14 protein-coding genes are annotated in these 13,780 nt (G+C 71.5%); 2 read left to right on the top strand and 12 right to left on the bottom strand.

What is annotated here, in order from left to right; genetic code table 11:
- Positions 1-2: 2 nt before the first annotated feature.
- The 11 genes from AC1HIL_RS28325 to AC1HIL_RS28275 all read right to left on the bottom strand — a co-directional run bounded on the left by AC1HIL_RS28325 (position 3) and on the right by AC1HIL_RS28275 (position 10,259).
- Positions 3-1,388 carry a glycosyltransferase family protein gene (locus tag AC1HIL_RS28325; protein WP_479670563.1) on the bottom strand — a complete coding sequence of 462 codons (1,386 nt, stop codon included), beginning with the start codon at positions 1,386-1,388 and terminating at the stop codon, positions 3-5.
- 57 nt (positions 1,389-1,445) lie between these two features.
- Positions 1,446-1,652, bottom strand: a complete 207-nt coding sequence (locus AC1HIL_RS28320; protein WP_479670562.1) for a hypothetical protein — start codon at positions 1,650-1,652, stop codon at positions 1,446-1,448.
- On the bottom strand, positions 1,636-2,052 hold the full coding sequence (locus AC1HIL_RS28315; RefSeq protein WP_413762663.1) for an SEL1-like repeat protein: 417 nt from the start codon (positions 2,050-2,052) through the stop codon (positions 1,636-1,638). Before AC1HIL_RS28315 ends, AC1HIL_RS28320 begins: the two co-directional genes overlap by 17 nt.
- 286 nt (positions 2,053-2,338) lie before the next feature.
- Positions 2,339-2,899 (bottom strand): gamma carbonic anhydrase family protein, encoded by a 561-nt coding sequence (locus AC1HIL_RS28310; RefSeq protein WP_479670561.1) that lies wholly within the window; start codon positions 2,897-2,899, stop codon positions 2,339-2,341.
- A gap of 73 nt (positions 2,900-2,972) precedes the next feature.
- Positions 2,973-3,701 (bottom strand): TerC family protein, encoded by a 729-nt coding sequence (locus tag AC1HIL_RS28305; RefSeq protein ID WP_413764627.1) that lies wholly within the window; start codon positions 3,699-3,701, stop codon positions 2,973-2,975.
- A 126-nt stretch (positions 3,702-3,827) separates the two neighbouring features.
- Complete coding sequence (gene dctP, locus AC1HIL_RS28300; RefSeq protein WP_479670560.1) at positions 3,828-4,829, bottom strand: TRAP transporter substrate-binding protein DctP; 1,002 nt, start codon at positions 4,827-4,829, stop codon at positions 3,828-3,830.
- A 125-nt stretch (positions 4,830-4,954) separates the two neighbouring features.
- Complete coding sequence (locus AC1HIL_RS28295) at positions 4,955-5,602, bottom strand: class I SAM-dependent methyltransferase (protein WP_479670559.1); 648 nt, start codon at positions 5,600-5,602, stop codon at positions 4,955-4,957.
- On the bottom strand, positions 5,599-6,924 hold the full coding sequence (locus AC1HIL_RS28290; RefSeq protein WP_479670558.1) for an adenylosuccinate synthetase: 1,326 nt from the start codon (positions 6,922-6,924) through the stop codon (positions 5,599-5,601). Before AC1HIL_RS28290 ends, AC1HIL_RS28295 begins: the two co-directional genes overlap by 4 nt.
- Before the next feature lie 16 nt (positions 6,925-6,940).
- A complete protein-coding gene (locus AC1HIL_RS28285; RefSeq protein ID WP_261210838.1) occupies positions 6,941-7,918 on the bottom strand; it encodes a VWA domain-containing protein in 978 nt (325 codons plus the stop codon).
- 39 nt (positions 7,919-7,957) lie between these two features.
- The gene (locus AC1HIL_RS28280; RefSeq protein WP_479670557.1) at positions 7,958-8,926 is read right to left on the bottom strand and encodes a protein kinase family protein; all 969 of its coding nucleotides are present in this window, start codon (positions 8,924-8,926) and stop codon (positions 7,958-7,960) included.
- A 16-nt stretch (positions 8,927-8,942) separates the two neighbouring features.
- Positions 8,943-10,259, bottom strand: coding sequence for a hemolysin family protein (locus AC1HIL_RS28275; protein ID WP_261210840.1), 1,317 nt, complete (start codon positions 10,257-10,259; stop codon positions 8,943-8,945).
- Between the two features lie 23 nt (positions 10,260-10,282).
- On the opposite strand from AC1HIL_RS28275, the gene AC1HIL_RS28270 reads away from it, so the two are divergent.
- On the top strand, positions 10,283-11,146 hold the full coding sequence (locus tag AC1HIL_RS28270) for a symmetrical bis(5'-nucleosyl)-tetraphosphatase (RefSeq protein ID WP_413762668.1): 864 nt from the start codon (positions 10,283-10,285) through the stop codon (positions 11,144-11,146).
- A gap of 12 nt (positions 11,147-11,158) precedes the next feature.
- Here the strand turns inward: AC1HIL_RS28270 and AC1HIL_RS28265 are convergent, their stop codons facing one another.
- The gene (locus AC1HIL_RS28265; protein ID WP_479670556.1) at positions 11,159-12,721 is read right to left on the bottom strand and encodes a M20/M25/M40 family metallo-hydrolase; all 1,563 of its coding nucleotides are present in this window, start codon (positions 12,719-12,721) and stop codon (positions 11,159-11,161) included.
- Between the two features lie 135 nt (positions 12,722-12,856).
- On the opposite strand from AC1HIL_RS28265, the gene AC1HIL_RS28260 reads away from it, so the two are divergent.
- Positions 12,857-13,774, top strand: coding sequence for a LysR substrate-binding domain-containing protein (locus AC1HIL_RS28260; protein WP_296783305.1), 918 nt, complete (start codon positions 12,857-12,859; stop codon positions 13,772-13,774).
- Positions 13,775-13,780: the final 6 nt, after the last annotated feature.

Genomic DNA, 13,780 nt, shown 5'->3' with positions numbered 1-13,780 from the left:
TTTCAGCGTTCGTGGCTCCACCGGTCCCAGGCCCGCATCGCCTCGGCCCGGTAGGCATTGATCTGCGACGGAAAGTGCACGAAGCGGCTGTCGCGGGTCGCGTAGATCGGCGCCGGCGCGAGCGAGATCGCGTCGATCACGTGCTCGGCGTTCTCGAGCCCGAAATGGCGCATGCCCGCGAGCACGCTGGCCTGGTCGCCACCGCCGGCATAGACGTTCGACTTGTCGGGCGCGGCTTCGATGGCCGCGCAGACATGGTCGACGAACTGCCGCATGCGCGGCCCGGGCCTGAAGCCCATCAGCCCCGAGTTCGCGGGCCAGGCACTGTGGTCCATGCCGATCACGAAGCCGCGCGCGCCGAGCACGTCCTCGACGCCGAGACGCTGGTTGATCGCGAGGATGTCGGCGTCGATCCAGAACAGCTGCTCGTGTTGCACCAGATGCTCGCGCACCAGATGCATCTTGGCCCAGTTGGCCTGCACGCCCGCCGGCACGAAGGCCGGCAGCTCGCGATAGAGGTGGTGGGCATAGCCATGCCGCTCGCAGTAGCGCGCGAGGTTGTCTTCGTGGATGCGGCCGTAGCCCGCGACCTTGGCGTCGTAGAACGAGACGAAGGCGATCTTCGCCTGCGGGTTCAGGTGCAACTCGCCTCCCCGTGCCTCCTGCGCGGCCTGCTCCCACTGCGCCGGCAGGTCGAGCGGCCGTTCCTCCTCGAAGGCCCGCGCCTGCTCGAGCAGCACGCTGACGTAGCGGAAGTCGTAACCATAGGTCGGCAGCCACACGCCGTGCTGGCGTTCCCAGCGCGGCGCGGCATGCGCGACCAGCGGCACCACCTTCGGCAACTGGTCGATGGCCACGCGGCCGCCGCCGTCCCAGACGGCCTGGATGCTGCTGTAGTAGCCGTTGGCCAGGCGGTTCTCGAGCGGATGCACGGCGAAGGCCTCGCCCAGGTGCTCGCTGGCGGACTTGCCCAGCGTGTCCGGGTCGCCCGCCACGCTCACCGACAGATGGAACACCAGCAGCCGCAGCCGCTCGCGGACCTCGGCGGTGTTGCGCAGGATCGTCCCGCTCGATGTGGGCAGGCCGGCGCCGGGTTCCTGCGACACGACCACGAAGTCATGGCCCTGTGCCACGTCCTCGAGCTTCTGCCGGCCGTAGACCACCGAGAACTCGTCGAGCACCAGCAGCAGCCCGCCTTCGGGCAGCGCGAGCAGGGCGCCATAGATCGCGTGGTACTTGTAGAGCTCGGCCTGCCGGTCGCCGAACACGTGCAGGCTGTCCCTGGCCTCGTGCGCGTAGCCCCAGCGCGCCGCATAGGCCGCGTGGTTCTCGAGCAGGCCGTCGATCGGCCGGTGGGCGAAGACGGAGAGGATCGTGGTGGAGGACATGCGGGGGCGGCGAGTGGGGCGTGCCCCATTGTCGCCCCCGTGCCTCGACGCGGATCGCTAGCGCGACGGATGCTCGCAGGCCGCGGTCCGGACGCAGTCGCCAGTCGTGCAGGTGGCGGCCGGTGCTTCGTCGCTGCCCGCATCGACCGATGCCGCGAAGGCCGCCACCGCGACCGCCGCGAGCAGCATGCGCCAGGCCTGCAGCAGGCCCACCGCGCCGTGCCGCGCGAGCAGCCCGCGCGCGAACTCAGGAACGCTGCGCATCGCAGGCCTCCCTGCCCATGGGCGCGTTGCGCGCGCGGTTGAGCAGGTGCAGCTGGTGCTGGCCGACCTCGCTGCCCTGGCGCGCCGCCTCGCGCGCCCAGTGGCGGGCCTCGCAGCGGTCGGCGGGCACGCCGTTGCCGTACAGCAGCGGCCCGGCCAGCAGCACCACGCCGAGCATCTCCTGCGCCTCGCGGTGGCCCGAGGCGCCGGCCTCGCGCAGCAGCGACATCATCGAACGGTAGTCGCGCGCGGACTGGGCCTCGAGCGCGAGCTGGAAGCGCTGTTCGGGCGTGACCGCCACGGCCGTGTCGCGCGCCGAGGCACTGGCGGCCGCGGCGAACGCGGCCGCGAGGAGCATCGCGCGCAGGGCGCGGTGGGGGAATGGCGGGGAGAGGTGCATCGCGGGCTCCTTCGTGGCGTTCGGTGGCCACGATCTTCCCGCGCGCGTGCCGGCGCGTCGAACTGGAATTTCCGCAGCCGGCCTATGGCGCAGGCTGAGGGCACTAGGGCCTGTTCACACTATCCAAGGGGCCCCTTTGCGGGGCAACCCGGAGGGAAGCTCGCCAAAGCCCGCCCCTCGGCGTTGCCCTCCTAGCGTGTGCGCACGCACACGCGTCGTCGCGCGCCTTGATGGGCGGGCTTTGGCGAGCTTCGCGACCCCTTGCATAGTGTGAACAGGCCCTAGCCTAGAACTCGTTCTGGATGTTCTTGTAGCCCTGCACCAGCGCGTTGTTGGTGCGCACCACGTCCTCCGAGAACTCGCTCGCATCCACCGAGACGGTCGGCCGTCCATCCAGGGCGGTCTCGGGGCCGATGCGCTCGGTGGAGCGCACGTAGAAGTTCGGCGGCAGCTCGCAGCCGTCGACCACCGCGTTGTAGCGCACCACGCTGCCGTCGCCGACGACGCAGTTGAACAGCACGCTGTTGAAGCCGATGAACACGCCCTGGCCCACCCGGCACGGCCCGTGGACGATGGCGCGGTGCGCGATCGAGGTGCGCTCGCCGATCGTGACCGGCGCGCCCGACTTGGAATGGATCACCACGCCGTCCTGGATGTTCGAGTGCGCGCCGATGACGATGGGGGCTATGTGGCCGTTCGCGTCGGTCTCGTCGGCGCGGATCACGGCATAGGGGCCGATGAACACGTTCTCCTCCACCACGACCAGGCCGCAGAGGATCGCGGTCGGGTCGACGAAGGCGCTCGGATGGATCTGCGGCAGGTCGCCGCGCGGGTTCTTGCGGATCATGTGGAATCTCGTCGGTCGTCGTTGGAGTGGCGGCCGGATAATGCCACAGAGATGCGTTAGTGAGTCGTTCCGGTCAGGGCGCCTTGCCCGCCTCGGCCCGTGCCTTCAGCGCCCGCGCCGCGGTGCGCTTGCCGCGCGCGCGGATGTTCAGCGCCTCGACCGCGAGCGAGAAGGCCATCGCCGCGTAGATGTAGCCCTTGGGCACGTGCTTGTCGAAGGCCTCGGCCGTGAGCACCATGCCCACCATCACGAGGAAGGCCAGCGCCAGCACCTTGACCGAGGGATGCTTGTCGACGAAGTCGCCGATCGGCTTGGCGGCCACCAGCATCACGCCGACCGAGGCGACCACCGCGGCCACCATCACGGCGATCTGGTCGACCATGCCGACGGCGGTGATCACCGAGTCGAGCGAGAACACGATGTCGATGATGGCGATCTGGCCGATCACGCCCCAGAACGCGGCCTTGCGCGCGCCCCCGTCCTCCGCGGCATCGGGGCCGTGTTCCTCGCCGGCCTCGACCTCGAGGAAGATCTCGTGCGAGGCCTTGTAGAGCAGGAACAGGCCGCCCAGCAGCAGCACGATGTCGCGCCCGCTGATGCCCTGGCCGAAGACGTGGAACAGGTCGGCCGTGAGGCCCATCACCCAGCTCAGCGAGAACAGCAGCAGCAGCCGCGAGACCATCGCGAAGCCCAGCCCCAGCCGGCGCGCCTTGTCGCGCTGCTCGGGCGGCAGCCGGCCGACCAGGATCGAGATGAAGATGATGTTGTCGATGCCCAGGACGATCTCGAGGGCGGTCAGCATCGCGAAGGCGATCCAGACATTCGGGTCCAGGAGGAATTCCACGGTGTGCTCCCGGCAATGCGGTCAGGGCGCATGCCGCTCGCCAGTGTGCAGCAGCGCGGCCGGTTCGCCAACAGGCGCGAGCGATCAGTTGGCGAGCGCCTGCAGCTTCGCCCAGTCGCCGGGCCGCGCGCCCAGTTGCTCGGGCGTGGAGCGCCGCGCGATGCGCTCGAGAAAGGGCTGCCGGTTGACCTGCGACACCGTCATGCCCTTGCCGCGCAGGAACTGCTCGTCTTCCAGCTCGCCCGCGATCACGCCCACGTTGGTCCATTTGGCGCCGTCGACCAGCACCTTCTCGACCATGGCCTGCTGCGGCGCCGAGAGCCTGGCCCAGGCGGCCTTGCCGATCACGATGCCCAGCGTGTCGTAGACGTGGGCGGTGAGCTGCACGTACTTCTGCACCTCGTAGAGCTTCTTGGCCTTCACCGTGCTCAGCGGATATTCCTGCGCCTCGACCTCGTTCTTCTTCAGCGCGTCATACAGGCCGACGTAGGGCAGGGTCACGGGCCTGGCATCGAGCGCGGTGGCGAACAGCTGGTAGGCCGAGGCATCGGGCACGTGCAGCCGCAGGTCGCGGAAGTCCTCGGGCCGCGCGAGCGGCCGGTTCGAGGTGACCTGGCGCGCGCCGTAGTAGACCGAGGCCACGAGGTGGTTGCCGCTGCGCTCGTCGTAGCCCTTCATGAGCTGGCCCAGCAGCGGGCTCGCGAGGTACTTGCGCACGTGGTCGAGGTCCTTGAAGGCGAAGGGATAGCTGCCCAGGCGCAGCGGCGCATAGCCCTCGGCCAGCGTGGCGGCCGTGACATAGGCGATCTGCACCGAGTCGTTGGCCAGCATCAGCGGGTAGTCGCCCTCCTGGCCGAGCTTCGAGGCGGGCACCACCTCGATCCTGATCTTTCCCTCGGACTGCTCGGCGATCTTGCGCGCCGCGAGCTCGGCCTGCTGGTGGAAGATGCTCGAGGCCTCGTAGACATGGCCCCACTTGAGCTGCAGCGCCTGCGCGTGGACAGGCGCCACGCCCGTGCCGAGCGCGGCGCAAGCGAGCGCCAACAGCCAGCCGCGGGCGCGATGCCGCGGCGTCGAAATCGTCATGGTGTCTCCCAGCGGTGCGGGGCATCGGCCCGGTGCCGCATGGTAGGCATCGCGCGCGCGCGGGCGCGATAGGGATTTGTCCGGCCTCGTGCGGCCGCCGTTTCGGCCGATGGGCGTTGGCGGCCCTATCGCCTGCGCGCCACGATGAAGGCGCGCGGATCGCCGCGCTTCGAGCCATGGCGCTCGGTGGCGAGGATCTCGAAGCCCGCCGCCTCGATCCGCCGGCTCAGTTGCGACGTGTCGAACACCGACACGTGCGGCGCCTTGCCGAGCGCGCGGGCCAGGCCGATCGCGGGCAGCAGGAGCAGGCGCAACGGCACCGGCATGTCGCCGAGGCAGGGTGTCTTGGACACGAACAGGCCATCGCTTGCCAGCAACGCATGGATGCCGCGCAGCGTGCCTGGCAGGTCGCGCACCAGGTGCAGGTAGTTGAAGCCCAGCACCGCGTCGAAGCGTTCGGTGCCGGTCGCGAGTTCGTCCACGGTCGCGGTGCGCAGCGCGAGGGCCGCAACGGGTTGGGCGGCCAGCTTCTCCTGCGCGATCGCGATCATCTCGGTGGAGATGTCGGTCGCGAGATAGCGCCGCACGCCACCGGCGAGCCGCAGCGCGGTGCTGCCGGTGCCGCAGCCCAGTTCGAGCACGCCATGGTCCGGCCGCAGCAGGCCGCGCGTGCGGTCCAGCGTGCGCTCGTAACCGGCCGGGTCCGCGACCGCACCGCGCGCGTATTTGCGCGCGCCGCGGTCCCAGAAGCGGGTGTCGTCGGTCGTGCTCATGGCCGCAGCGCCTCGAGGGTGTCGCGCGTGGGGCCGTGGGAACCCCATTGCACGCGCAGGCCACTCGCGGCTTCCACGCGTTCGAGCCAGTCGCGCTCGCTCGCGATGCCGGCCTCCGCATAGACCGGTTGCGCGCGCTCCAGCAGGCGCGTCAGGCGCAGTTGATGATCGAGGTCCGCCTCGGGGCCCAACGCGAGCTGCGCGATGGTTTCCCCATCGGTATCGCGGTAGCCCTCGCACCAGCGCAGGCCCGCGCGTCCGATCGCATCGAGATGGCTCGCGACCAGGCCGTCGAGCGTGCCGGCCGCGGCGATCGCATAGCGCAGCAGCACGGCATCGGGATGCCCGCGGCGGAACGCGCCCTGCCAGCCCAAGTCGGCGTTGTGCGGCTCGGGCAGCCGCGCGGCGAGCGCGGGATCGTGCGTGGGCAGCGGTCCGGCGCCATGGCGCGTGAGGTAGCTGCGCAGCACGCCCAGGTGCCGCACGGGCGGCGTGCCCAGGCCGGCGTCGCGCAGCACGGCCTCGACCGCGGCGGTGGAGACCGTGCTCCAGCTCGTGTGCGGATGGAAGCCGCGCCATTCGTCGAGCAGCACACCCTGCGCGCCCTCGAACACCACGGCACCGGGCCGCGCCAGTTGCTCGGCGACCGCATCGACGCCCGCGGGCGGCGCGGCGCGCAGGCAGGGTTCGGCGGCCGCGAGCCAGCGCTGCGACAGGCTGGCATCGGCCAGCAGCGTCTGTTCGCGCTGCCAATCGGGATCGGGCCGCGGCGCGAATTCGCGCAGCAACACGAGGCGCAGCGCCTCGAGCTTCTCGAACGCGAGCGCCGGCCGCAGCAGGTCGCCATAGCGCAGCGCGAGGTCGGGCGCGGCCAGTGCCTGGCGCACGGTCTCGCCCACGCCCACGCCGCAGCTGCCATGGGCCGCCTCGCCGCGCGCCCATTCGCGCAGCCGGCCCGCGGCCTGGTGGAAGGGCGTGGTGACGCGGCAGCGCGCATCGATGCGCAGGCGCGCGAGCGCGTCGGGCACGCCCTTGTCGCGCAGCACGGCGGCCTCGACGAGCAGCGCCGTGGGATGCACCACCACCGGGCTCGCGAGCAGCGTGACCACGCCGGGCTGGAAGCTGCCGGCGCCGAACTGCGAGAAGGTGTGATGGCGCCCGTCGGCCAGCACCACGTTGTGGCCGGCCTGCGCGCCGCCGTTGAAGCGCACCACGGTGTGGGCGCGCAGCGCGGCGCAGAAGTGATCGGTGTAGAGGCCCTTGCCGCAGTCGCCGAAGCCCAGGCCCAGCAGCGAGAGATAGCGCGTGGCGCCGGTGCTCACGACGCGCGCGAAGGGGTCAGCCGAACAGGCGCTTCCACCACGACGAGCGCGGTGCCGACGCGGCAGCGCTCGGCGGCGCGTGGCGCGGCTTGTTCGGATCGAGCAGCGCCGCATAGCCGTCGAGCGCATGCAGCACGCCGTTGATGCGCGCCTCGTCGACGCTGCCTGTCGCGGCCATCACGCGGCCGAGTTCGTCGAGGCTGGGCACGGCCTTCTCGGTCAGCGCGACGATGCCCGCGGCCACCGCGCAGGCGTCGTCGGGCGAGTCCATGCAGATCACGTGGTCGCCGAGCAGTTCGCGCCAGCGCGGCTCGCAGCGGCGGCGGCGCTGCGCATCGGGGATCAGGAAGAACAGGTGGCAGGTCTCGGCCGCGGCCGCGATGGCCTCCTCGATCGGGATGTCCTCGTCGAGCTTCTCGCCGACCAGGCCCTCGATCTGGTGCCGCGAGACGGCGGGGTAGGGCAGCTCGTCGCCGGTCACGAACAGGTAGCCGCGCTTCTTGCGCTTGACCCAGCAGTCCATGTCGGTGTGCTGCGCGATCACGTAGAAGGCCAGCTCGTAGCTCTCCTCGCCGGTGCCGCCGCCGCCGCCCTCGAGGTAGCTCCAGGTGAGCCACTGGTCCATCAGGTTGGCGGTGGATTCGAACTGGCCCACCTGCAGCGGCGCGCGGTCGGAGGTGGCGTCGCCGATCGCCATGAACATCAGCTGCGGGTCGGCCACGCCGCAGTCGGTCAAGAGCTTCATGAAGGTCGGCAGCTCGCGGCGCGCCAGCGTCTGCGGGATGTCGCCCATGGAGCCCGTGACGTCGAGCGCGAATACGATGCCCAGCGAATTCGGATGGTCGGCGTTGTCGCGCGCCTCGCGCACCTTGAGGCCGCGCGGGTCCATCAGCGGATGGGTGGCGGTCTGGGTGAAGACCTCGGCGCCCGACTTGGTGGCGCGGTCCGCGACCAGGGCCGCGTGCGCGGCGTGCGAATAGTTTCCGTAACCCATGGATGTTCCTCGTCGTGAAGAGAGAAGAAGAAAGGACCGTCAGCCGCCGTGCGGCGCGGGATCGAAGGGAATGAAGCGCGGCGCGCCGAAGGCCTCGCGCGCGGCCGCCGACAGCGCCTGCTCGATGCCGCGCGCGCCGAGGCGGCGGCATTCGCCGGGGTCCTCGCTGCAGCGGCGCAGCAGTGCGGCCAGCGGTGCGGGCGCGACGCCGGTGCCCGGCTCGCCGAGGCCTTCGTGGCCATGCAGCACGGCACGCACCGCCCAGGCGCTCTGCGCGAGGTCGTCCGCGGCGCGTGCCGTGTCGTGCCGCGCGCGCGACCAGCCGATCAGCAGCACGCCATGGTCGCGCGGATGCACCAGCGCATGGGCGGGCGAGAGGTCGCCGTGCGCCCAGCCCGCGTCGTGCACGAAGGCCAGCACCTCGAGCATGCGGCGCCAGAGCCAGACCGCATGGGGCGCATCGATGCCCTGCGGGTTGGCGCGCTGCACGTCGAGCAGGCTGCCCCAGTAGCCGGTCGGATGGCGCAGCACCAGCGCCTGGCGGCCGTCTTCCGATCCGTCGTCGGCGCCGGTCGCGCCCAGGCCCACGGGCTGCGGCAGCCGGCGCGTGAAATAGGCGGCGCCGGGCATGGCGAGCGACTGCAGGGCCTGCAACGCGGCATGCTCGCGCGCCAGCGCCTCGGCGCCCTCCCGGCCGCGCGCCAGCTTGAAGGTCACGCGCTCGGGCAGGGCGCCGAGCCGTTCGGCCAGCAGCACCTCGCTGTGCTCGCCGGTGGCCAGCGGCGCCAGCACGCGGTAGCGCGCGCCGCGCCAGCGCAGCAGGCGCGCGCCGTCGGCGCCCCGTGCATTGGCGCGTTGCAACGCGGCGCGGAAGCTCTCGCGCTCGACCGTTTCCTCGCCGCGCGAGATGGTGGCGCCGCAGTAGCTGCAGTTGACGGTGCGCCAGCGCGCCGCGCGCGGCAGCGGCGCGGAGCATTGGGGGCAAGCGAGCGCGAGCAGCGACAGCATCGGCGCTCCGCTCGCGTCAGTCGTCGCCGCCGGACGGCACCGAGGGATCGCGCGAGGCGCGCACGCGGTCGATGCGCCGGCCTTCGAGCGCGGTCACCTCGAAGCACCAGCCGGCGCAGTCGATGTGCTCGCCCACCGAGGGCAGGTGGCCCGACACCGCCATCAGCAGGCCGGCCACCGTGTTGTAGAGGCCGCGCTCCTCGTCGGGCAGCTCGCGGATGCCCAGGCGCGCGCGCAGTTCCGACACCGGCATCAGGCCGTCGAGCTCCCAGATGCCGTCGGGCCGCTCGTGAGCCCAGGCGTCGGTCTGCATGCCGGGCTGCAACTCGCCCGTGATCGCTTCGAGCAGGTCGCGCGGCGTCATGAGGCCCTGCACCACGCCGTATTCGTCGACCACGAACACCAGCCGGCCGGCGCGCGCGCGGAACTGCTCGAGCAGTTCCATGCCGGTCAGCGTCTCGGGCACGAACACCGCGGCCGTGGCCTCCTGGCCCAGCGTGCCGACGTGGGCCGGGCCCAGCCGCAGCAGGTGCGCCACGCTGATCACGCCGACCACGTCGTCGAGCGAGTTGCGGCACACCGGGTACCAGGAATGCACCAGGTTGAGCGCGCCCGCGGCCGCCACCTTCTGCAGCGCCTCGGCCACGCTGAACGAGGCCTCGAGCCATTCGATGTCGGCGCGCGGGATCATCAGCGAGGACAGGCGCCGGTCGTCGAGGTGGAACACGTTGCGCACCATCTGGTGCTCGTGCTGCTCGATCACGCCGGCGTCCACGCCTTCCTCGAGGCTGGCGGAAATCTCTTCCTCGGTCACCGAGCGCGCCGCGTTGGCGTCGATGCGCAGCAGCTTCAGCACGGTGGCGGTGGCGCCCGCGAGCAGCCAGACGAAGGGCTTGGCGCCCTTGGCCAGGCCGCGCATCGGGCGCGAGACCCAGCGCGCCACCGGCTCGGGGTAGAGCTGGCCGATGCGCTTGGGCACCAGCTCGCCGAAGATGATCGTGAAGAAGGTGATGCAGGTGACCACCACCGCGGTCGACACCACGCTGGCGGTGCCCGCGCCCATGCCCACGCTCTCCATCCACACCGCCAGCGGCGCCGCGAAGGCGGCCTCGCCCACGATGCCGCTCAGCATGCCGATCGAGGTGATGCCGATCTGCACCGTCGAGAGGAACTGGGTCGGCGACTCCATCAGCTTGAGCGCCGCGGCGGCGCCCGTATCCCCGGTTTCGACCAATGCCGCGAGGCGCGCGCGGCGGCTGGTGGAAAGGGCCATTTCGGACATTGCGAACAACGCATTGAGCGTGGTCAGCAAGGCCAGCAGGAAGACATCCATGTACGGGGGGAGAGAATGAGGAGATGGCACTTTACTTGATTGGCGACATCCAGGGCTGCGACAGCGCGCTCGGCCGGCTCCTCGACGAGCTCGCTTTCTCTCCCAGCCGCGACACCGCGGTGCTGCTCGGCGACCTGGTCAACCGCGGCCCCGAATCGGCCCAGGTGCTGCGGCGCGCGCAGCGCCTGGGCGGCGCGGCGCTGAGCCTGCTGGGCAATCACGACCTGCACCTGCTGGGTGTGGCGCATGGCGTGCGCAAGTCCGGCCGCAAGGACACGCTGGCCGAGCTGCTGGCCGCGCCCGACCGCGAGGCGATGCTCGACTGGCTGCGCCACCAGCACATGGCGCTGCACCGGCGCATCGGTTCGGGCGCGGCCGCGCGCGACCTGCTGATGGTGCATGCGGGCGTGCTGCCCCAGTGGAGCGTGGCCGACGTGCGTGCCCACGCGGGCGAGCTCGAGGCGGTGCTGCGCGGCCCCGACCTCGGCGAATTCCTCACCACCATGTACGGCAACCAGCCCGACCGCTGGAGCGATGCGCTCGCGGGCAGCGACCGGCTGCGCGTGATCGTCAACGCGCTCACGCGGCTGCGGCTGTGCACCGTCGACGGCACGATGGAGTTCGAGACCAAGGACGACGCGGCCCAGGCACCCGCGGGCTACATGCCCTGGTTCGACGTGCCGGGTCGCCGCACGGCCGAAGCCACGGTCGCCTTCGGCCACTGGTCCACGCTGGGCTGGGTGTCGCGGCCCGACCTGCTGTCGACCGACACCGGCTGCGTCTGGGGCGGCTGCCTCAGCGCGGTGCGCATCGGCGCCACGCTCGACGAGCGCGAGCGCATCCAGGTGAAGTGCGAGCAGGCGCAGAAGCCCGGCAAGGGCGCCTGAGCCTCCGTTCGTTCAGAGCGGGTGCGTCATCAGGCTGTAGATGGTGCGCACGCCGCTCACGTAGTTGCCCAGCCGCAGGTTCTCGTTGGCCGCATGCTGGTTGTTGTCGGCGTTCACCAGCGGGACGATCGCGAACGGCACCTGCAGCACCTTGACGATCTCCGCGGTCGGCACCGTGCCGCCCATCATGCGGATGCGCACCGGCGCCGGCGTGGCGCCGAAGCTGTCGGTCAGCGACTTGTAGGCCCAGCGCCCGATCGCCGAATCGATCGGCGCGCCGGCCGCGTCGGCGCCCTCGCTCTGGTAGCTGAAGGTCGCGAGCTTGTCGTAGCGCGCGCGGTCCTCGTCGCCGGGCGCGCCCTTCACGAGGTGGTAGCCCTGCTTGACGATGTGCTTCTCGATCAGCGCGCCCAGGTAGGCCGCGTCGGAATCGGGCGTGGTGCGCAGGTCGAGCTCGGCCACCGCGCGGTCGGGCACGATGTTCGCGACCTTGTCGCCGACCGCCGCCGAGGCCATGCCGCGCACGTTGAGCGAGGGGTACTGCATCGCCTCCTGGTAGTTGGCGCCCACCTTGTCGGTGCGCGCGATGCCCAGGCGGCGGCGCAGCGCGGTCTCGTCGTCGGGCACCGCGGCCATCACCTGGCGGTCGGCCGCGCTGATGCGCACCCGGTCGTAGTAGCCGGCCACGGTCACGCGGCCCTGCTCGTTCTTCATCGAGGCCAGGAGGCTCGCGAGCCGCTGCGCCGGGTTGGGCGCGTAGTTGCCGTAGTGGCCGCTGTGCAGCGGCACCTTGGCGCCGTAGACCGTGAGCCGAGCCTCGGCCGCGCCGCGGTTGCCGAACACCAGGGTGGGCCGGTTGGTGGCGTGCATCGGGCCGTCGTGGATCACGATGGCGTCGCAGGCCAGCAGCTCGCGGTGCGCCTGCATCACCTTGGCGATCGAGGGCGAGCCCTTCTCCTCCTCGCTGTCGAGGATCACCTTGACGTTGACCGCGGGCGTGCCGCCGGCCGCCTTCAGCGCGTCGATCGCGGCCAGCATCATCATGATCGGGCCCTTGTCGTCGGCCGAGGCGCGGCCGAACACGCGCCACTCGGGATCGACCGGGCCGTCGAACAGCGGCGCGGCATCGATCTCCTCCCAGCCGCCGTCGGCCGCGCGGCGCTTGAGCACCGGCGTCCACGGGCTCTTCTGCGCCCACTGCGCGGGGATCACCGGCTGGCCGTCGAGGTGCATGTAGAACAGCACGGTCTTGCGCGCCGGGTCGCGCCCGGGCAGCTCGGCATAGAGCATCGGCTTGCCGTCGTTGTCGAGCTGGCGCGTCGCGAAGCCGCGCTTCTCGAAGGCCTTGGCGAGCCAGTCCACGTTCTTGCGGATGTCTTCGGGAACGATCGCGTCGTTGGGCAGCGAGAGCAGCTCGAAGTACTCGCGGTAGCTGGCCTGCGCGTGGCGTTCGGCCTCGGCCTGCGGCAGGTCGGCCGCCTGGGCCAGGCCGGTGCCGGCGATCAGGGCGGCGGCCAGCAGGGCGAGCAGGGTGCGTGGGCGGGGCGCGGGGCGGTGGAGGAGCGGGAGGTGCATGCGCGGATCGTTCGGTGGGGGTGAGGGAAGGGGCTGGCCGGGGCGGCCACCGTGCAGCTTAGGCAGGCCGCCGCTTTTGAACAATTGCCGTTTTTTGGCGATATCTTTGCGTTTTCCTCAAAGCGAAAGCCCGTCATGACCGCCCACCGCCTGCAGGACACCGCCCTGCGCTACTTCCTCGAGGTGGCCCGCAGCGGCTCGCTCACGGTCGCGGCCGAGCGGCTCAGCGTCAGCCCCTCGGCCATCAGCCGCCAGGTGGCGATGCTCGAGGACCTGCTCGGCGTGCCGCTGTTCGAGCGCCATCCGCGCGGCATGGTCGCGAGTCCCGCGGGCGAGCTGCTGGCCGCGCATGCGCTGCACGGCGCGCTCGAGGCCGAGCGCGTGGTGTCCGACATCCGCGGGCTGCAGGGCTTGAAGCGCGGGCGGGTGCGCCTCGCCTGTTCCTCGGGTTTCGCCAACGAGTTCCTGCCGCGCGCCATCGCGGACTTTCGCGCCGAACACCCGGGCATCCAGTTCCAGCTGCGCGCCGCGCGGCCGGCCGAGGTGACCGAGGCGGTGCTGCTCGGCGAGGCCGACATCGGCCTGACCTACAGCCGCGCCGCGGTCGACGGCATCCGCGTCGAGCGGCGCCAGCCGGCCTCGGTGTTCGCCGTGATGCGGCCCGACCATCCGCTCGCGAAGCTGCGCACCGTGACCCTGGCGCAGATGCATCCGTACCCGATCGCGCTCTCGGGCGCCGACAACACCGTGCGCCAGCTGTTCGACGTGGGCTGCAGCCAGCGCGGGCTGGTGTTCGAACCAGTGCTGACCAGCAACCGCTTCGAGTCGCTGGCCAGCTTCGTGCTGCACGGCGGCGGCCTCACGATCGCGGGCGAGATCACGGTGCGCGACCGCGTGCGGCGCGGCGAGCTGCACGCGGCGGAGATCCGCGAGCGCGGCATGCGCGGCCGCGCGGTCGAACTGCAGACCCTGGCGGGCCGCACCCTGCCCGAGGTGGTGAAGACCTTCCTGGCCTTCCTCGGCGAGCAGCTGCCCGCGCCCGCCGCGGCCTGAGTCGCT

The sequence above is a fragment of the Variovorax sp. ISS6 genome, from assembly GCF_056523145.1.
The sequence above is the reverse complement of the archived record's forward strand: the minus strand, read 5'-3'. Positions and strand labels throughout refer to the sequence as shown.

Excerpts from the sequence above, each read along its gene's own strand:
- AC1HIL_RS28325 (WP_479670563.1), bottom strand. The coding sequence starts at position 1,388 with ATGTCCTCCACCACGATCCTCTCCGTCTTCGCCCACCGGCCGATCGAC.
- AC1HIL_RS28320 (WP_479670562.1), bottom strand. The coding sequence starts at position 1,652 with ATGCGCAGCGTTCCTGAGTTCGCGCGCGGGCTGCTCGCGCGGCACGGC.
- AC1HIL_RS28315 (WP_413762663.1), bottom strand. The coding sequence starts at position 2,052 with ATGCACCTCTCCCCGCCATTCCCCCACCGCGCCCTGCGCGCGATGCTC.
- AC1HIL_RS28310 (WP_479670561.1), bottom strand. The coding sequence starts at position 2,899 with ATGATCCGCAAGAACCCGCGCGGCGACCTGCCGCAGATCCATCCGAGC.
- AC1HIL_RS28305 (WP_413764627.1), bottom strand. The coding sequence starts at position 3,701 with ATGCTGACCGCCCTCGAGATCGTCCTGGGCATCGACAACATCATCTTC.
- dctP (WP_479670560.1), bottom strand. The coding sequence starts at position 4,829 with ATGACGATTTCGACGCCGCGGCATCGCGCCCGCGGCTGGCTGTTGGCG.
- AC1HIL_RS28295 (WP_479670559.1), bottom strand. The coding sequence starts at position 5,602 with ATGAGCACGACCGACGACACCCGCTTCTGGGACCGCGGCGCGCGCAAA.
- AC1HIL_RS28285 (WP_261210838.1), bottom strand. The coding sequence starts at position 7,918 with ATGGGTTACGGAAACTATTCGCACGCCGCGCACGCGGCCCTGGTCGCG.
- AC1HIL_RS28280 (WP_479670557.1), bottom strand. The coding sequence starts at position 8,926 with ATGCTGTCGCTGCTCGCGCTCGCTTGCCCCCAATGCTCCGCGCCGCTG.
- AC1HIL_RS28275 (WP_261210840.1), bottom strand. The coding sequence starts at position 10,259 with ATGGATGTCTTCCTGCTGGCCTTGCTGACCACGCTCAATGCGTTGTTC.
- AC1HIL_RS28270 (WP_413762668.1), top strand. The coding sequence starts at position 10,283 with ATGGCACTTTACTTGATTGGCGACATCCAGGGCTGCGACAGCGCGCTC.
- AC1HIL_RS28265 (WP_479670556.1), bottom strand. The coding sequence starts at position 12,721 with ATGCACCTCCCGCTCCTCCACCGCCCCGCGCCCCGCCCACGCACCCTG.
- AC1HIL_RS28260 (WP_296783305.1), top strand. The coding sequence starts at position 12,857 with ATGACCGCCCACCGCCTGCAGGACACCGCCCTGCGCTACTTCCTCGAG.